This window comes from Paraburkholderia sp. HP33-1 (genome assembly GCF_021390595.1).
GTDB lineage: Bacteria > Pseudomonadota > Gammaproteobacteria > Burkholderiales > Burkholderiaceae > Paraburkholderia.
Map to the genome: position 1 here is coordinate 1,435,868 of NZ_JAJEJR010000001.1, position 18,264 is coordinate 1,454,131.

17 protein-coding genes and 2 tRNA genes are annotated in these 18,264 nt (G+C 62.1%); 10 read left to right on the plus strand and 9 right to left on the minus strand.

Translation table 11 applies throughout. The features are described from left to right. Positions 1–19: 19 nt before the first annotated feature. Together L0U81_RS06465 and L0U81_RS06470 are read left to right on the plus strand one after the other, a co-directional pair. A complete protein-coding gene (locus L0U81_RS06465) occupies positions 20–1,264 on the plus strand; it encodes a D-amino acid dehydrogenase (protein WP_233800972.1) in 1,245 nt (414 codons plus the stop codon). Further along, positions 1,261–2,037 (plus strand): maleate cis-trans isomerase family protein, encoded by a 777-nt coding sequence (locus tag L0U81_RS06470; RefSeq protein ID WP_233800973.1) that lies wholly within the window; start codon positions 1,261–1,263, stop codon positions 2,035–2,037. Before L0U81_RS06465 ends, L0U81_RS06470 begins: the two co-directional genes overlap by 4 nt. 118 nt (positions 2,038–2,155) lie before the next feature. Here the strand turns inward: L0U81_RS06470 and L0U81_RS06475 are convergent. Together L0U81_RS06475 and L0U81_RS06480 are read right to left on the minus strand one after the other, a co-directional pair. Continuing rightward, positions 2,156–2,242 (minus strand) — tRNA-Leu (locus L0U81_RS06475). A gap of 228 nt (positions 2,243–2,470) precedes the next feature. After that, positions 2,471–2,557, minus strand: a tRNA-Leu gene (locus L0U81_RS06480). Between the two features lie 405 nt (positions 2,558–2,962). Here L0U81_RS06480 and rnr point away from each other — a divergent pair. Together rnr and rlmB are read left to right on the plus strand one after the other, a co-directional pair. Then, a complete protein-coding gene (gene rnr / locus L0U81_RS06485) occupies positions 2,963–5,446 on the plus strand; it encodes a ribonuclease R (protein ID WP_233800974.1) in 2,484 nt (827 codons plus the stop codon). Between the two features lie 244 nt (positions 5,447–5,690). Next, positions 5,691–6,434, plus strand: coding sequence for a 23S rRNA (guanosine(2251)-2'-O)-methyltransferase RlmB (rlmB, locus tag L0U81_RS06490; RefSeq protein WP_233800975.1), 744 nt, complete (start codon positions 5,691–5,693; stop codon positions 6,432–6,434). 116 nt (positions 6,435–6,550) lie between these two features. Here the strand turns inward: rlmB and L0U81_RS06495 are convergent, their stop codons facing one another. Beyond that, a complete protein-coding gene (locus L0U81_RS06495) occupies positions 6,551–6,844 on the minus strand; it encodes a contact-dependent growth inhibition system immunity protein (RefSeq protein WP_233800976.1) in 294 nt (97 codons plus the stop codon). Then, positions 6,841–7,674 carry an RNase A-like domain-containing protein gene (locus L0U81_RS06500; protein WP_233800977.1) on the minus strand — a complete coding sequence of 278 codons (834 nt, stop codon included), beginning with the start codon at positions 7,672–7,674 and terminating at the stop codon, positions 6,841–6,843. The genes L0U81_RS06495 and L0U81_RS06500 overlap by 4 nt, the downstream gene beginning before the upstream one ends. Before the next feature lie 206 nt (positions 7,675–7,880). On the opposite strand from L0U81_RS06500, the gene rpiA reads away from it, so the two are divergent. The 3 genes from rpiA (at position 7,881) to L0U81_RS06515 (ending at position 11,121) form a co-directional block, all read left to right on the plus strand. After that, complete coding sequence (gene rpiA / locus L0U81_RS06505) at positions 7,881–8,576, plus strand: ribose-5-phosphate isomerase RpiA (RefSeq protein WP_233800978.1); 696 nt, start codon at positions 7,881–7,883, stop codon at positions 8,574–8,576. Between the two features lie 405 nt (positions 8,577–8,981). Next, complete coding sequence (locus tag L0U81_RS06510; RefSeq protein WP_233800980.1) at positions 8,982–10,211, plus strand: glycosyltransferase family 4 protein; 1,230 nt, start codon at positions 8,982–8,984, stop codon at positions 10,209–10,211. Positions 10,212–10,698: 487 nt separating this feature from the next. Beyond that, entirely contained in the window at positions 10,699–11,121 is a 423-nt protein-coding gene (locus L0U81_RS06515) for a helix-turn-helix domain-containing protein (RefSeq protein WP_233800982.1), read from the plus strand. Positions 11,122–11,335: 214 nt separating this feature from the next. Here L0U81_RS06515 and L0U81_RS06520 read toward each other — a convergent pair whose 3' ends face one another. Both L0U81_RS06520 and L0U81_RS06525 read right to left on the minus strand, forming a co-directional pair. After that, a complete protein-coding gene (locus tag L0U81_RS06520; RefSeq protein ID WP_233800985.1) occupies positions 11,336–12,721 on the minus strand; it encodes an undecaprenyl-phosphate glucose phosphotransferase in 1,386 nt (461 codons plus the stop codon). Between the two features lie 36 nt (positions 12,722–12,757). Then, positions 12,758–13,492 (minus strand): Crp/Fnr family transcriptional regulator, encoded by a 735-nt coding sequence (locus L0U81_RS06525; protein ID WP_233800987.1) that lies wholly within the window; start codon positions 13,490–13,492, stop codon positions 12,758–12,760. A gap of 227 nt (positions 13,493–13,719) precedes the next feature. Here L0U81_RS06525 and L0U81_RS06530 point away from each other — a divergent pair, with 227 nt between their 5' ends. Continuing rightward, complete coding sequence (locus L0U81_RS06530) at positions 13,720–13,956, plus strand: hypothetical protein (protein ID WP_233800989.1); 237 nt, start codon at positions 13,720–13,722, stop codon at positions 13,954–13,956. 10 nt (positions 13,957–13,966) lie between these two features. Here the strand turns inward: L0U81_RS06530 and L0U81_RS06535 are convergent, their stop codons facing one another. The 3 genes from L0U81_RS06535 to L0U81_RS06545 form a co-directional block, all read right to left on the minus strand. After that, positions 13,967–14,467 (minus strand): hypothetical protein, encoded by a 501-nt coding sequence (locus tag L0U81_RS06535; protein ID WP_233800991.1) that lies wholly within the window; start codon positions 14,465–14,467, stop codon positions 13,967–13,969. 403 nt (positions 14,468–14,870) lie between these two features. Then, a complete protein-coding gene (locus tag L0U81_RS06540) occupies positions 14,871–15,863 on the minus strand; it encodes a DUF1839 family protein (protein WP_233800993.1) in 993 nt (330 codons plus the stop codon). A gap of 97 nt (positions 15,864–15,960) precedes the next feature. Further along, a complete protein-coding gene (locus tag L0U81_RS06545; protein WP_233800995.1) occupies positions 15,961–16,212 on the minus strand; it encodes an acyl carrier protein in 252 nt (83 codons plus the stop codon). A 302-nt stretch (positions 16,213–16,514) separates the two neighbouring features. Between L0U81_RS06545 and L0U81_RS06550 the strand changes: the two genes are divergently transcribed. Both L0U81_RS06550 and L0U81_RS06555 read left to right on the plus strand, forming a co-directional pair. Continuing rightward, on the plus strand, positions 16,515–17,048 hold the full coding sequence (locus L0U81_RS06550) for a GNAT family N-acetyltransferase (RefSeq protein ID WP_233800997.1): 534 nt from the start codon (positions 16,515–16,517) through the stop codon (positions 17,046–17,048). 374 nt (positions 17,049–17,422) lie between these two features. Further along, a complete protein-coding gene (locus L0U81_RS06555; protein WP_233800999.1) occupies positions 17,423–18,142 on the plus strand; it encodes a FadR/GntR family transcriptional regulator in 720 nt (239 codons plus the stop codon). Positions 18,143–18,264: the final 122 nt, after the last annotated feature.

Genomic DNA, 18,264 nt, shown 5'->3' on the forward strand with positions numbered 1-18,264 from the left:
ACAACAGCAGGGGGCGCGCATGACGAGCATCGTGCTTGGCGCCGGCATCGCGGGCGTCACTACCGCGTACTACCTCGCGAAGGACGGTCGCGCCGTCACCGTGCTCGATCGCCGGCCAGGTGTTGCGCTCGAAACCAGCTTTGCGAACGCTGGACTCGTCGCGCCGGGGCATTCGTACACGTGGGCTTCGCCGCGCGCACCGAAGATCCTGCTGAAATCGCTGTTCGTCGAAGGACAGGCGCTGCGCCTGCGCCTGAGCGCCGATCCGCACATGTGGGCCTGGTGCGCGCTATTCCTGCGCAACTGCACCGCGGCGCGCTCGCGCGAAAACACCACGCGCAAGGTCGGGTTGTGCCGTTACGCTCAAGATCAGCTGCAGCAGGTGAGCGCAAGGGAGCAATTGCAGTACGACGGAATCCGCCGTGGCCTGCTGTATCTCTATCGTGACGCAGCATCGTTCGAACGCGGCCGCTCCAACATGTCGGTCCTCGTCGACAATGGCCTGCCGCTCGAAACGCTGGACGCCGCGCAGACAGTCGCGCGCGAGCCGGCGCTCGGGCATGCGCGCGACACGATTGCCGGCGCGATTTACTGCCCGACTGACGAGAGCGGCGATGCGTACCAGTTCACCCGCGAACTGCAGAAAGTCTGCGAGCGGCTTGGCGTACGTTTCATGTTCGACACCCCGATCAGCCGCATCGAAGCGGCGGGCGATTCAATAACGGGTGTGCGCACGCCAGCGGGCCTGATCGCCGGCGACGACTACGTGCTCGCGCTCGGCTCGTATTCGCCGATTCTCGCGCGCCCGCTCGGTTACCGGCTGGCCATCTATCCCGTCAAGGGCTACTCGGCAACCTTTCCTGTCGGAGGGGAGCACCGCCCTCCGCAGATCGGTGGCGTGGATGAAAACCATCTCGTTGCGTGGGCGCGCTTCGGCGCGCGGCTTCGCTTTACCGCGACGGCCGATTTTGCAGGCTATGACACACGCCACACGCCCTCTGACTTCGCGCCGATACTGCGCACGGCGCGCGAGCTGTTTCCCGACGGCGCGGACTATACGAAGCCGAGCTACTGGGCCGGGCTGCGTCCGATGACGCCTGAAGGCACCCCCCTGATCGGCCGCACGCGCCACCGCAATCTGTTTCTGAACACGGGCCACGGCCACATGGGATGGACGATGTCTTGCGGCACCGCAAAACTGCTCGCCGACATCATGGCGGGACGCACACCCGAGCTGGGCCTGACAGGGATGACGATCAAATGAGCACGACCTCACTGCAGCACGACGCCTACACGAAGCTCGATTTCACGCTCGACGACGGAATCGCGAGTCGCGCGGCGATTGGCCTCATCGTGCTGGCAACCGACCACACGATCGAACACGAATGGCGTCAACTGCTCCGGCAGGACGGTGTCGCCTTCTATGAAAGCCGCTTGCAGAACTCGCCGGATATCACACCGGCCCGGCTAGCGGAAATCGAGTCGCGCATCGCGCCCGCGGTTGGGTTGCTCTTGCCCGGCGAGCGGCTCGACGTAGTGGCGTTCGGCTGCACGTCTGCGGCGATGGTGATCGGCGAGGAGGCGGTGTTTGCCCGCATCCGCGAGGCGCGTCCCGGGATCGCCTGTACGACGCCGATCACGGCTGCCGTCGCAGCGCTTGCCGCGCTACAGGTACGGCGCGTCGCATTGCTGACGCCGTATATCCGGTCCATCAACGACTTCATGCGCGACTACATCGAAGCACGCGGTGTCGCCGTGACCCGCATCGCGTCGTTCGAGCACGAGGACGATAACGCGGTTGCGCGCATCGATGCCGCTTCAATACGCTCGGCGATCGAACAGTTGGCGCGCCACGCCGATGCGGACGCGGTGTTCGTCTCCTGCACGAGCCTGCGTGTCGCTGCGTTGATTCCACAACTGGAGGCGCCCACAGGCAAGCCCGTCATATCGAGCAACTTCGCGATGGCCTGGCACGCATTACGGCTTGCTGGCGTACGCGACAGCGAGCCGCAACTCGGGCAGTTGTTTGCGCTGTAGCAGTGAGCCGATGCTTTGGCAGGCTTGTATACAACGGAACGCCAAAAACAAAAAACCCCGTAAGACTTTGATCTTACGGGGTTTCTCGAACTACTTCGGCTTACGCCGGAACAACTTGTGGTGCCCAGGAGAGGACTCGAACCTCCACGGTGTTGCCACCGCTAGGACCTGAACCTAGTGCGTCTACCAATTCCGCCACCTGGGCACGTCTTCAAGCTAGACCGCTATTTTAGCAAGATGATTAAGTTTGTCAATCCCTGCTTCAAACAAACCTGCTTTTCTCATCCGCCCGGTTGAACGGGCAGCGATGTGATGCAATCGCTTCCGAACTACCGTCCTGCTCATCCGGAAATCGAAACACAAACAGCAATCTCGACTACCGGGTCTTACACAAAAAAAGAGAGCCGCCAAAAGGCGGCTCTCTTTTCGAATCTGGTGCCCAAGAGAGGACTCGAACCTCCACAGTGTTGCCACCGCTAGGACCTGAACCTAGTGCGTCTACCAATTTCGCCACCTGGGCAGGTGATGAACAGCAAAGACCGCCATTATAGCGACCGATTCCGACCTGTCAAGCGATTCACCAAAGCCGATCGAACCTCGCGGTGAGCCCGCGCACCACGCTTCCGAACGACCGCCACAGGCCCGCTTGGCGCCCGACACGGGTGTTAGAATGCCTCGCAGTAGTTCGTTGGCACGGTGCACATCCGGTGTCCCGACGCGAGTGTCCAGATGCGATCAGCAATACGTGCGTCGACCTGGCGTTGAACAAGCTGGACCCCGGCAGTTTCCGTTGCAATCGCAGTAGAGCAAGAAGCAGCAGGTGCAATGACCGAGGCAGCGCAGCCGCGCTGCAGATGCAACCGGGCGCGACTGCGCGCATTACGCAAACGCCTTCCCGGCCGGACCACATCGTCGACCGACGTCCATGCAACGAGAAAAAATCATCGACAAGCCCTTGAGCAAATTTCCGTATCCGATTCCAAGCCGCGAAGAAATCCTCGGCGTGCTGCGCACGAGTGAAACGCCGCTTGCCGCGAACGACATCGCCGAAGCCCTGTCGATCAAGCGCCAGGAGCGCGAAGGATTTTTCAAGCGTCTCGGCGCCATGGAGCGCGACGGCCAGATCCGGCTCGATCAGCGCAATCTCTATCAATTGACCCATCCGTCGAACTTCGTCGCGGGCCGCGTGCAGGGCCATCGCGACGGCTACGGCTTCCTGGTTCGCGACGACGGCCAGGACGACCTGTTCCTGCCCAACGGCGAGATGCAGAAGGTCATGCACAACGACCGCGTGCTCGCACGCATCGTCGGTTATGACCGGCGCGGGCGGCCGGAAGGGCACATCGTCGAGGTCACGGACCGCGCGAACAAGCGCGTGATCGGCCGTCTGCTCAACGAGAACGGCGCGCTGATCGTCGCGCCCGAAGACAAGCGCATCGGCCACGACATCCTGATCACGCAGAACACCCGCAAGGCGAAGGTCGGCCAGGTCGTGGTGGTCGAGCTGACCGATTTCCCGAGCCGTCATTCGCAGCCGCTCGGCCGCGTAGTTGAAGTGCTGGGCGATATCGACGACCCGGGCATGGAAATCGAAATCGCGGTGCGCAAATACGGCGTGCCGCACGAGTTCAGCGAGGCCGCGCTCGCCGAGGCGGCGAAGCTGCCCGACGAAGTGCGCCCGGCCGACGTCCGCCATCGCGTCGATCTGCGCGACGTGCCGCTCGTCACGATCGACGGCGAGGACGCGCGCGACTTCGACGACGCTGTCTATTGCGAGCCGGTGAAAGTCGGCCGCGGCGACGGCTTCCGCCTGATCGTCGCGATCGCGGACGTGTCGCACTACGTGCATCCGCAAAGCGGGCTCGACACCGACGCGATCGAGCGCAGCACGTCGGTGTATTTCCCGCGCCGCGTGATCCCGATGCTGCCGGAGAAGCTGTCGAACGGACTGTGCTCACTGAATCCGCAAGTCGACCGCTGCGTGCTCGTGTGCGACATGATCGTCACCGGGCGCGGCGACGTGAAGGCGTATCAGTTCTATCCGGGCGTCATGCATTCGGCCGCACGGCTTACCTACACCGAAGTCGCCGCGGTGCTGAAAAACACCAAGGGCCCGGAAGCGACCCGTCGCGCCGCGTTGTTGCCGCAGTTGCAGAATCTGTATGGCGTCTACAAGGCGCTGTTCGCGGCGCGCCAGAAGCGCGGCGCGATCGACTTCGATACGACTGAGACGTACATCGTCTGCAATGCGCAGGGCAAGATCGAACAGATCGTGCCGCGCACGCGCAACGACGCGCACAAGCTGATCGAGGAATGCATGCTGGCCGCGAACGTGTGCGCCGCGGATTTCCTCAAGCGCCACAAGCATCCGGGCCTGTTCCGCGTGCATGCGGGCCCCAGCGCGGAAAAGCTCGAGAACCTTCGCACGTTCCTGCGCGGCATGGGTTTGACGCTCGGTGGCGGCGACTCGCCGCACGCGAGCGACTACGCTGCATTGATGGCGCAGATCCGCGACCGGCCCGACGCGTCGATGCTGCAGACGATGTTGCTGCGCTCGATGCAGCAGGCGGTCTACAGCCCCGACAACATCGGCCACTTCGGTCTCGCCTACGAGGCGTACGCGCACTTCACGAGCCCGATTCGCCGCTATCCCGATCTGCTCACGCATCGCGCGATCTACGCAATCCTGCAAGGCCGCAAGTATCAGCCGCAGCCGCCGCACGGAGTGGAGCTGAATACCGCGCTGTCGCCGCGCGCCCGCGCGATGCAACAGGCCGACGAGGAAAAGCGCGGCCCACGTGCGCGCGCGAACAATGTGGCGATCTGGGAAGAGCTCGGGCTGCATTGCTCGGCGAACGAGCGCCGCGCGGACGAAGCATCGCGCGACGTCGAAGCGTGGCTCAAGTGCTATTTCATGCGCGACAAGCTCGGCGAGGAATATGGCGGCATGGTCAACGGCGTCACGTCGTTCGGCATTTTCGTGCAGCTCGATTCGCTGTTCATCGAAGGTCTCGTGCATGTGACCGAACTCGGCTCCGACTACTTCCAGTACGACGAGATCAGGAACGAACTGCGCGGCGAGCGCACCGGCATTCGTTACCGGCTGTCGGATCGTGTGCGCGTGCAGGTGAGCCGCGTCGATCTCGACGCGCGCAAGATCGACTTCCGCCTCGTGCGCGATACGCCGATCAAGCCGCCCGTGGCGCGCGGCATCGCGGCGGACAAGGGTGAAGGCGCCGGCGCACGCGTGCGCACGTTGCCGTCGGCGGAAAGCGGCGCGTCAGTACCGGGTCCGCGGCGCAAGAAGGCCGCGCCCGCGCAGAGCTCGGCCGTCAAGGAAGCGCGCGCGGCGAGGAAGCATGGTGTTGCGACCAAGGCGGCGTCGAAGCAGGCACGCAAGAAGCGCTGAGGCCGTCACAGCGCCGGGACCGCGCGCAACGGGCACGTGAACAGGTGCCGGTTGCGCGCGGTCTCGCGTTTTATCGCGGGCAGTGTGGGGCGGTTCGGCGGCGCAATGGCGCGAGCCTGAATACGTGCATGGGCGTCATGCATCGATGCTTGCAGGGCAGCGCGAACTGGCGCAAGGGTATCTGGTTTCATCTTCATCACCGTGGCGCGCGTTGAATGCGCGCCCAATCAAAGGTTGTTCAGTCATGGCACGTCATAAGGTTTTATACGGTTTCCACGCAGTGACCGCGCGTATTCGGCACGATGCGTCGACGGTCGAGGATGTCTATTACGACGCGACGCGCAAGGACCGTCGTATGACGGAGTTCCTGCAGGCCGCGAAGGACGCGGGTGTGCGTCTGATCGCCGCCGACGAAACGCGTCTGTGGGGCCTTGCGCGTACCGAACGCCACCAGGGTGTGGTCGCGCGCGCGGGCGATCTGCCGCTCGCGCAGAACCTCGCCGAGCTGCTCGACGGCATCACCGGTTCACCGCTGATCCTTGTGCTCGACGGCGTGACCGATCCGCACAATCTCGGCGCCTGCCTGCGCGTCGCCGATGCGGCCGGCGCGCACGCGGTGATCGCGCCGCGCGATCGCGCGGTGGGGCTGAACGCGACCGCCGCGAAGGTCGCGAGCGGCGCCGCTGACACCGTTCCGTACATCACGGTCACGAATCTGGCGCGCGCGCTGCGCGAGCTTAAGGACGCGGGTGTGTGGGTGGTCGGTACGGCCGGCGACGCGGAGAAGAGCGTCTACGATACGGAGCTCGACGGGCCGGTGGCGCTCGTGCTGGGCGCCGAAGGCGAGGGCATGCGGCGTCTGACGCGTGAAACCTGCGATGTCGTCATGCACATTCCGATGGCGGGGACCGTGGAGAGTTTGAATGTGTCCGTGGCGAGCGGGGTGTGTCTGTTTGAAGCTGTGCGGCAAAGGGCAGTGAAGAAGTAGATTTTGTAGTCGCCCTTGTTGCTAGTCGATTGTTGGCGCCCGGAACGCAGTGGTGGTTCCGGGCGCTTTGCTTTGAGGGTGGTGAGTATGACTAGTGGGTTTTCATCTTCAGAAGGCTATGTGGTGAGGATTCTCTTTAGTTCGTCAAAAAACGTAATCGTCGTATATCCCCATAAAATTGGATCGAAGTCGTTTCCATACGCGTCCGAAAATTCCTGATCCAGGTCTTTGCCCGTTTCTTTCTCGAATTTGTCTATTTCGGCTAGCGTATCCTGAATTTGTGCCGGCGAACTGTCTCTCTTGAAGCAAGAGACGACTTCCTCCAGAGTGTCACCCCAAAGGTCAGAATCCTGATTAAGATAGGCTCCAAACAACACGTGGAACTGAGGGTAAAAGTTTTCGTCGATCATTTCAGTAGATACGATGTGAAAATGTAATACGGCATTCCGTTGTACTTTTCAAATTTTATGACGACCCGAACGGTACTCATGGATCTGAGCTCTCCCGTTGCCCGATCGACTCCATAGCCGACTTTCTGGCCTACATCCTGAGATAACTCTAGAGGGTACCTCGTGTTCGACCGAGCCCAATTCCTGATGACGGACGCATTGGTATGCATCACTCGGGAGATCGCCCATTCCGCCGCCGGTAAGTCCCGAAATGACGATACGACTCTTCTCTTCGGCTCCAATCGCAGCCGCTCCCGCAGCTGCGCCTCAGTTCTCCCAACATGCTTCAGTATCGTATGCCCGCCGATCCGGCTGCCGTCTTCGGCCTCATGCGCTCGCAGACTGATTCGCCCCATCGTAATCCGCGCGACGCGCGCGGCTTTGATCGATCCGGTGAGTCCGAACGGCACGGCGATATCGAGCGACACGCCAAGCTGGTTCGCCAGGTCCGGGCGGGCTTTCAGCGTCTCGGCGAGCTTCGTCCCGCTCCGCTGTATCAGCGTGGCGGCGTCCTGGCCCGTCAGTATCTGACGCAGACCGGTCGCCGCCGTGTCCGAGCCATGCACGCCGAACACCACGCATCCAGCCTTGCTTGCCATCGTCGGTTCAGGCAGCACACACAGCGCTGCCGCCCCGACCATCTCCGCCACGCCTGCGGCGACCTGCAAGCCGCCCGATAGCCGGTTGGTTAGCATCTCCGTCTGGCTGATCGATCCGCGCGTCAGTACAGCGGCCAGTTGCGGCGCGCTGAGCACCACGCGCACACCATCTCCATCGTTTTCCTGCGACATTCCAGATTCCTCTGCAGTATTGCGAGCCTAAAAACTAGCAAGCGACCACAGCGGTATGAAATGGGCGATGGATGATTTCTGTGTCTCAATGTGTCCAGTGGTGTCCGGCAATCCAGTGAGGTCCGCGGCACAAAGTCACCCAAAGCCGGCCCTCTGCGCGCCACTCCGGTAAACTATGGGTTTTTCACGCTTCTCCCGCCTCTTCCATGACTCAAGACGAACTCAAGCAACTGGTCGGCCAGGCCGCCGCCGATTACGTGAACGCCAACGTGCCGCAAGGCTCGGTGATCGGCGTCGGCACGGGCTCCACCGCGAACTGCTTCATCGACGCGCTGGCCGCCACCAAATCCCGCTATCGCGGCGCGGTGTCGAGTTCGCTCGCCACCACCGCACGTCTGCAATCGCACGGCTTCAAGGTGCTCGACCTGAATGAAATCGATTCTCTACCGGTGTACGTCGATGGTGCCGACGAAATCGATCGCAGCGGCGCAATGATCAAGGGCGGCGGCGGCGCGCTTACGCGCGAGAAGATCGTCGCGTCGGTGTCGGACGTGTTCGTCTGCATTGCGGATGCGAGCAAGGTCGTCGAGACGCTCGGAAAATTCCCGCTGCCGATCGAAGTCGTGCCGATGGCGCGCACCGCGATTGGCCGTCGCGTGACGGCGCTCGGCGGCGTGCCCGTCGTGCGCGTGACGAAAGAGGGCGCGCCGTTCATCACCGACAACGGTAACGAGATCATCGACGTGAAAGGCCTGAGCATCAGCGACCCGCGCACGCTCGAAGCGCAAATCAACGCGTGGCCCGGCGTCGTGACGGTCGGCCTGTTCGCGGGCCGCGGCGCGAACCTGTGTCTGCTCGGCACGGACACCGGCGTCCAGACCATCACGTACGGCCAGAATTAAGCGGATTGCGTTTCTGTTCGCTCTGACGCGAGTGAGCCGGTCCAACGGCTCACTCGCGTTTTTTATTGAGCTTGCTCGCAATTTGAAAACAGCACGTCGAAAAGCCGCGCGCGGCTTTTCGCGACCACCTGGCGGAAAATGCCTGGCACCCCGCGCAGACAGTTCCGCGGCGATGCTTGCCGCACGATGTCCGACACGCGCGCGTCGCTGATCACCCGCACGCGCCGCGCTCTGATCGAAAAGTTCGGACTGGACAAGCCGTCAGTTCGCGGCGGCGAACGGACGCTTTGAATTATTCGCGTACTGTCGCACGTCGAATGTGGGCACGCGCACGCACAGCCAGAAACGCGGCACATACACTCTTCTCTAAGGTCATGCGGCGTTTTCTGACGGGCGGGGCGGAATATGAAAGTGGCGATAGTGCACGATTGGCTCGTCGCCCCCGGCGGCGCCGAGAAAGTGCTCGAGCAGATCATCGAGTGCTTTCCCGACGCCGATGTTTTCAGCGTCGTCGATTTTCTCGAAGATCGCAAGCCGATTGCCGGTAAGCCGGTCACCACGTCGTTCATTCAACGTTTGCCGTTCGCGCGCACTCACTATCGCGCCTATTTGCCGTTAATGCCGCTCGCTGTGGAGCGGTTCGATCTGTCGAGCTATGAGCTGATCATAACCAGTTCTTGCGCGGTCGCGAAGGGCGTGGTGGTCTGTCCCGGGCAGACACACATCAGTTACGTGCATTCGTTGATGCGTTATGCATGGGATCTACAGCATCAGTATCTGCGCGAAGCGAATCTGGTGAGCGGCCTGAAGTCGTGGGCCGCGCGCGTGATGCTGCATTTATTGCGCGGCTGGGATGCGCAGTCCTCGAACGGTGTCGATCGACTGATCGCGAATTCGCAATCCGTCGCGCGGTGCTTGATGAAAACGTATCGGCGCGATGCCGCGGTGATCCCGCCGCCTGTCGACGTGAACGAGTTCAAACTGCGCACCGAGAAAGATGATTTCTATCTGACCGTGGCGCGGATGGTGCCGCACAAACGCATCGATCTGATCGTCGAGGCGTTCAGCGCCACGCCGCAGCGCAAGCTGATCGTGATTGGCGACGGGCCGCAGATGGCGTCGGTTAGCGCGAAGGCCGGACCGAACGTGACGATCCTCGGCTATCAGCCGTTCGGCGTGTTTAAGGACTATCTGGCACGCGCGCGTGCCTTGGTGTTTGCCGCCGAGGAAGATTTCGGCATCGTGCCGCTCGAAGCGCAGGCCTGCGGCACACCGGTCATTGCGTTCGGCAAGGGCGGTGCGCTCGAAACGGTGGTGCCGGTCGGCGACCCGCATCCTACCGGCGTTTTCTTCGCGCGCCAGACAGTCGTGTCGATGCTCGACTCAATCGATCGCTTCGAGCGGCTGAGCGCGTACATCACGCCGGCGGCCTGTCGCGCGAATGCGGAGCGGTTTTCGGTGCAGGTGTTCCGGCGCGCGTTCATGGCGGAGGTCATGCGCACGATTCTGGCGGATGGTCGGCGTCGGTCGGCGATGGAGTTGGGGGATCGGGTGGAGTGGGCGGAACCCGATCTCGCAACCCGCGAATTCGGCTGGGCTGACGACACAGCGCCGAAAAGCAGTTGGGAGCACTGAGGCGAGGCTCATTCGCGGTTCTCGTCATGAGAAGTTTTAGATAGGAGAGCATAAGGTTTTCGTCGTCATGCAGTGATTTTGCAATGGGCAGTAACGAGCCGTTCTGACCAACGCGTCCGGGCGGCTGTTGGTGTGGGCGCGTGCGTTTCGCGCTTTGTGTGGGCAGTGCGTATCGCGCGATACGTGCCGCGCGTGCAAGGCCGGTTGCGGTGGGCCCTTGTCAAGCAGGTAAGGTTGGACTTCAAAAAATGAAATCGGGGTACGCGCCACGCGCTACGGGCGAGATATTCGTCGGCGCAGCATGCCTCGCGTGGCCATAACGACCTGAAGCAGACCTTCGCTATCGTGTCTGCTGGACTGTCTCACTGCGAAGTTCGCCGTGCCGGCAGCTCAGCGTGCATCGGCGATTCACTACAACAGGCAGTCGTCATTCGCGCGTCATGGATGAACGCGCAGGCGGCTTTTGGACGAGGGAAAATCTAAACAAATGAATGCCGATCGCCTTCCGGGACCCTTTCCCGACATCTCCGCAACCTGGGCTTCGCTGCAGAGCCAGTTGCCGATCACGCCGATTCGCACCGAAGAGGATTATCAGCAGATGGTGCGCGTCGCAAACTCGCTGTCCGATCATCTGAGCGGCAACGACAACGATCCACTCGCCGATCTGCACGCGATCGTGAGGGAACTGGTCGTTCACTGGCAAGCGCGCAACCGGACGGTTCCGAGGGCGGAGCCGCGCGAAGTGCTACGCCATTTGCTGATCACGCATGGGCTCAAGCAGAAGGATCTGGCCGGAATCGCATCGCCGACAGTCGTCAGCGATATTCTCGCCGGGCGCCGCGCGATCAGCAAAAAGGTCGCCAAAGCGCTCGCGGTGCGGTTTCAGACCGACGTCAGCGAGTTCCTGTAGAGGCGTTCTCGCGCGGCGAGACCGGTCGACGACGTGGTTCGTCGCGGTGGCTTTCCATTCGCGCCAACGCCGGCGGCTGATCGGGCCGCCGGCGTTGGCGTTTGCATTTGCAGCGACGTGTGCGAGGTGTGATCCGCTTCTGCGAGTTCTTTCGGAAGGCGGTCCGGCATTTCTTTGATCCGGACTCCCAGACGCGATTCGCGTACTGGCGTGGTCAGAACGCGTTGCGACCGACAAAGCCCTTGAAAACCGTGATGAAGACGATCTTCATGTCGAACCAGAACGACCAGTTATGGATATAGAACAGGTCGAACTTCACGCGGGCTTCCATCTTTTCGACCTTGGTGGTCGCGCCGCGATAGCCGTTGACCTGGGCCCAGCCGGTGATGCCGGGCTTGATACGGTAACGGTGCATGTAGCCGTACACCTGGTCCTTGTACAGATCGTCGTGTTCGACCGCGTGCGGACGCGGACCCACCACGGACATCTGACCGAGCAGCACGTTCAGAAACTGCGGCAACTCGTCGAGACTGGTACGGCGCATGAAGCTGCCGAGCTTCGTCACGCGCGAGTCGTTGCGGGTCGCTTGCGTGACCTGGCCGTGCGCTTCCTGATGCACGGTCATCGAGCGGAACTTGTAGATGCCGAACGGCTGACCGTCGACGCCTTTGCGGATCTGCCGGAAGAACACCGGTCCCGGCGAGGTGAGCTTGATGCCGATCGCGAGGACGACGAACACCGGCGCGAGCGCGAACAGCGCGAGCGCGGCGAACAGGCGGTCGAACATCAGCTTCGGCCACATCTGCGGCGGGGAGAGCGGCGTCGCGCTCAGATTCAGCGTCGGCAGACCGGCGACATCGGCGATCGCGTGATTGAACAGCGACAAACTGCGCACATCAGGAATGAAGCGCAGATTGACGAAGTCGTTTCTGAAAGTTCGCGTGAAGCGGTAGATCGTGCGTTCCTCGGAGAGCGGCAACGCGAGCCACACTTCGTTCACGTGTTCGTCGCGCACCCTGGCCGCGAACGCTGTCAGATCGGTCAGCACGGGCAGGCAGGTCAGACGCGCGCCGTACGCGTCGTGGCCGTCCGCGCTGGTGTCGAATACGCAGACCGGTTTGAAGCCAGCCTGCGGTGCATGCTCGAGATGCGCGAGCAGCGTGCGCGCAAAGCCCGGTGCGCCGACGATCGCGACGGTGCGCATGTTCATGCCGCGGAGGCGTACGAAGCGCAGCACGACGTGCATGATGCAGCGGGTCGCGATGATCAGCGCGCCTGAAATCAGCGTTGAGTAACCGAACCACAGGCGCGACACCGCATCCATTCGATGCAGCGTGAACGCGAGCACGAGCGTGGTCGTGACCACCACGAGCCACGCGGCGGCGATTCGCGCGAGCACCGGCGCGAGAGCCTTGCCGCGCCACGTCTCATAGACCCCAACGCCCGGAAACAGCAGCAGGACCAGCACGCAGTTGAACGCAATCAGAAGGCGCTCGGTATCGGCTAACGCGATCGGCGCGGAGAAGCGCATCCAATGGGCGAGCAGGCCGCCCGCGATCACGAAGAGCGCGTCGAGACATCGGAGAGCAGTCCTGATCATGGGCAAATCAACCCCGGTCATCGAGCGGCGTGCCGCTTATTCAACGGTCTCGGCTTGACGCAGTCGCGGCAGCAGACGATCGAATTCGCGCTTCACGAGCCCGTAGCATTCGCACGCGCGTGCTTCGAGGCCCTTGCGGTCGAGCACCTTGATATGGCCGCGGCTATGATGAATCAGGCCTTCGTCGTGCAGTTTGCCGGCCGCCTCGGTGATGCCTTCACGACGCACGCCGAGCATGTCGGCGATCAGTTGCTGCGTGACCGTCAGATCGTTCGACGCCACTCGGTCCACTTCGATGAGCAGCCACCGGCACAGTTGCTTGTTGAGCGCGTGATGGCGATTGCACGCGGCGGTCTGGGCGACCTGGGTCAGAAGAGCGTGCATATACAGCAGCATCAGGCGGCGCAGAAAGTCGGAGCGCGAGAACTGCTGCTTGAGCGCCTGCGCGCTCATCCGGTAGGCGAAGCCCGCGCATTGCACCTGCACGCGGTTCGGCATGGTCTCGCCGCCCGTGAGGACCGGCACGCCGGTCATCCCTTCGCGGCCGACCGCGGCAATTTCGACGGAACTGCCGTCTTCCATCGTCGACAGCATCGAGATGATTGCGGTGGTGGGGAAGTAGACGTGATGGATCCGTTGACCCGAGTCGCACAGCAGTTGCTCGGTGCGCAGATGAACCAGCTCGAGGTGGGGAGCTAGCGCTTGCCATTCGTGCGACGGCAATGCGCCCAGCAGATGGTTACCGTGCAGATCGGATTGAAGTGTCAACATGATCGGTCCTCGCATGAGAGTCGCGCGTCGCGTGACTCTCTCCGTTTCTTTGATCCGATGCTCACATCCTCGGGACTGGCTGCCTGGCGAGCAGCTAGGATGAACAGCATCGGCCCCGTTTTAGGCCTGTGCACTGCCGCCTCTGTTGTTGCGCTCGTGTGCGGTCGCACTCTGTTGCGCCGAGGTAATAGCGAGGACCGTGCCAACGTTAGGGAAAACGTGTCCTGATGCGGCGCAGCGAAGAAACCCTTGGTCCGTTGGGAAGCAAAAAGCGGCTTTTTGTTTCAATTCTGCAAACCCCGGCCCGACGGGGAATGCATCGCATGAAAGCTTTTGGTTTCCGCGAATCCCTTGATACTAAAGGCCTCACGGCCAAATACCGGGGGGCTGTCGAAGCTGTCTCAGTTTTGAACCTGCCGCCGCATGCACGTTTTGAAGCGTTCCTCGTGGAGTGTCAGAAATGATTCAGAAGTGTTAAATGCGATGTGTACGCTGCCGCACGCCAGGCTTTTTTGGCGCGGTAACAGTCGCGTTGAAGCCAACAGTGAGCTGACAAAGCAGACAGTTTGGCGCGCGCGAAACGAGCTTTGGCGCGCTTCGCAGGCATGCGGCTAGTTCGGAATGACCACTCGCCGTAGAAGATGGCGGATAACGCATTGATCGCACGGACTTCACCGTGGTTGCCGCACATGTTTCATCGGCTTTAAAGGGGGTCTTCAATGCAGGTGCAACGAATTCTTGTTGCGACGCCACATGAACGATCTCGCCGCTCGCGGCACCGTATAGCGTTGCAATCGTGACATCGTGCGCGCGGGCCGAAGGCGTACGGATGCGTGAAATCGAAGAACTGGCCGAGATGCGCGTCTCGCGCGTGGACGTGACCTTCACGCTGCCGTCACGCAGACAGACCTGTTGGAGTTTGCTGCCAAACGTTTGCGCGACATCGCCACGTTCGCGCGCGGCGAGCGTGCGCAACTGCTCTGTGAATCGCTTCGCGTTCGATCAGTGCGCTGAGCGCGGCATCGTTCGGGTAGTGGAAATTGGCTAACGCAGAGTTCCCGCCATCGGTACTGCGGTCCACTTCGATACGACGAAAGCCGATCGAGCCCGAGGACTGAGACATCACGTTACCGTCGTCGAGCGGTAACTTCAGAGGATAGAAATTGGGCTCTTCGTGCCTACGCGGCCAACAGCGTTTTGCGTAGGGCACGCGCACGACGCCGGTGAGCGTATATGCATCGTGCCATTGCAAAGACGAAACATCGTCGCCGCAAGAAAGTGTCGTGCGACAGGCAGCGAAGTTGTTGGGGTGTACGAAACGTAAAGTTAACGAAACAACCCCATCGTCGTCTTCGCGCCGACTGGTCAGATCAATCCTTTAGCGCACCAGTGCGGCTAGCGGCGGCAGCGTCTTTTCATAAGCGCTTTCGAGCACGTCGAAGCAGTCTGCGCATGTATCGCGACGGCCGCACGCGATCGCGCGACTGAGCCGGAACTGCATCACCATCGACTCCGACGCGATACATTGCGCGGCGGCCGGTATCGTCGGCGGGATATCGAAGCCTTGCGCGAACAGCCACTGCAGATACTTCGACAGAAACTCGAAGTTCGCGCCGAGCTGCCGCATCAGATTGAACGAGTACAGCTGGAAGTACGCCTCGTCGCGATCGAACAGTGTGTCGAGATGCGCGGGAAACGCGGCGCGCCATTGCGAGATCGGATTGACCAATGGACGCCGCTCCAGATGCGCGCATAGCAGTTCCGCCGACGCTTCCGCGAGCGCGGTGCCTTCGAGCGCGGGCCGCGCCTGCTTGGCGAACTCGACGTACGGAAACAGCAGGTCGGCCTGCGCGGCGAAATGCGGCAACTTGCGAAACACGCCGTCGTAGTCCTCGCCCTCGAGCTGGTGATAGCCGGTGCTGTGGAAATAGCCGATGCGGCGCGCGGCGGTGTCGACGAAGTCGACGCCGATCGTGGTCTTCGAATGCTGGCTGCGATATGTGGTCGCGCGCGTATCGGGCAGATAGTAGCCATCCACTTCCACGAGCACGGTGTGTCCGCGCTGCGTCTGCACGAGCACGCGCGCTTCGAGCGAGTCGTAGATCGCGAGTTCCTGCACCTGGGTGCCGTACAGACGGTCGAGATCTTCGAGTGGAAGCTTGAAGTACGTGAACTGATCGCCTTCGAAATCTTGCGTGACGGTAAACGCGAGCGCCGCGCACGGATCGAGCCCGAAGCTGTGCAGCAGCTCGATCCACAGATCGACATGGCGGTTGGTCTCCTGCCACACGCGCTCGCCCTGATGCAGTGCGTGCGGCAGGTGCTCGCGCAACTGCGTGCCGGCAGGCGCTGAGCTCGGCGATGGATTCATGCACGCTCCTCGGAGGCGCCTGTCATATGCGTCGAATGCATGGCCTGCAGTGCATGTCCGGATGCCGCCGCGGCGGCCCGATTCAGCAGCGGCGCACTCATGCCGCCGCCTTGGTCTTCTGCAACTCCGTCATCGCGGCGGCCATCGAGTCGATGCTCGAGAACAGGTGCCGCGTCAGCATACGGTCGGGAATTTCCACGTTGAATTCATCTTCGATGGCCAGCATCAGATGCACGGTCGCGAGCGATGAGAGTCCGGCAGCATAGAGGTCGGCGTCGTCGGTAAGGCTGTCCACCGGGACATCCATGCGTGCGGACTCGGAAAGGATGCGTCTCAATGCAGTCTTCATGCAATGCTTCCCCTTTGGTCAATGGTCTACTGATCAGTGCCAACGTCGAAAGGGCGTCAACACGTTTTTTTCGTGTCCAGGTTTCGGGCCGCGTGACGACCGCGACGCGCATGCTGAGGCTGCGCTTTGTTGACTCGTATTTAAGAATTGTCAATCCCGAGCGTCGGTGCGATGGCGCACGGAAGCCCGTCTTTTGCGCACGTACCGTGTCACCCATGATGAGGGACCGTCATGGATCGAGATGCCGTCGCGCACGGCAAGCATTGCCGGTTCCGCCGAAAATCCTGTCTACCGGGGGCGTGATGAACTGGAAAACGCTGGAGTTCGATCAGCTATCTGCACGGGAGTTGTATGTCGTGCTGCGGGCGCGTAGCGCGGTATTCGTTGTCGAGCAGTCGCATGTCTGCCTCGACGCGGACGGTCGCGACGAGCACGCGTTGCATGTGTTCGCGGTCGAGGACATGGCGCGGCCGATGCCGGTCCTCGCCTATGCGCGCGTGCAACCCGGTGATTCCGAAGATCCGGAAGTCATGATCGACAAGGTGCTGACGAGCCCGCTGCGGCGCGGCGACGGTACCGCCGAGATGCTGATCGAGCGTGTGCTCGATGCGGTTGCCCAGCGCTGGCCGGGCCGCGCCACGCGCGTGAGCGCACCACTTGGCTTGCGCGGCTTCTACGAGCAGTTCGGTTTTCGTAAGACGGAGGGGCCGTACCTCGAACACGGGGTGTCGTTCATCGGCCTCACGCGGCAAGTGCGCGGCGCTCAGACGCGCTTCGGTCAGCGGCGCCGCGAGCGCGACGGCGCCTCGTTCGTCAATACGTTCGAACTGTTGTGATGCCCCGCCCGCCGCGGACCAACCTCAGTTGCTTGCGTATCCCCATGACCTGTTTGTGCGAGTGAGCACGCGGGCCTCTGACCCCGTCCATGCAGGTCAGACAATTTCATCTTGTAACGTGCGTATGCGCACAAATTAAACCCCGCAATACAGGCACGCTCTGACAAGCAAGCTTGGGCCCAGGCGAAACAGGCGGCGTTACAGGAACGAAACAATTCTTCAGAGGGATAACCCTGTCAGGAAGTATCCCAACTGGCGCATCCGTTTCGAAGCTAGCAACGTATCGGAATACGATCCTTATTGCATAACAACGATACGTAGGGGCCTTTCAATCATCAGGCTACGCGGGGACAACACCGCTTCGGGGATATGCCATGGAACACGCTAACAAGGATCGCTCGCTGGTGAGCAAGGTGATGGACGGGCTCGTCACCGGCATCGTCGAAGAAAAATACGGCGCGATACTGCCACCGCAGGACGTGCTGTCGAAGGAGTTCGACGTGAGCCGCACCGTCATGCGCGAGGCGCTATCGATGCTGCTCGCGCGTGACATGCTCGACGTGCGGCCGAAGATCGGCACGCGCATCCGGCCGATGAGCGATTGGCGCATGATCGACGAGGACGTCGTCAACTGGCGTTTTCGCGCGAAGCCCGATCCGATGTTCCTGCGTGACATCATCGAGTTTCGCATGCTGATCGAACCGCGGGCGTCGGCGCAGGCTGCCGCGCGCGGCAGCGCCGCGGACGTCGCGGCGATTCGCGAGGCGTTCGAAGCGTTCCGCGTGACCCGTCCGGGAGAGGCGGGGTATCTGGAAGCCGACGAGCTGTTCCATACGCGCATCGTGATCGCGAGCGGCAACCAGTTCTTCAAGCAGATGGCGGCGATCATTCGCGGCGCGCTGTCGACCGTCAATCCGATCGTGCACGACCGGGACGGGCTATGGGAGAGCGGGGTCGCGTCGCATCAGCGTGTCGTCGAGGCGATCGAGCGGCGCGATCCGAAGGAGGCCGAGATCGCGTCGTTCGCGATGATCGACTCCGGCACCGAGGAGATCGGCGGCCGGTTTTCCGCGGAGCCGCCGGCGCGGGTGTAAGCGCGGGCTCAGCGTATCTGTCAGAGCCTGGCCGCGGGGGCGGCGGGGCAGGTGTCGAAGGGCGGTTCGCGTTGGCCGCGTTCGCCGCATGTGCGTTCGGCATGCGCGACAATAGCGGCTGC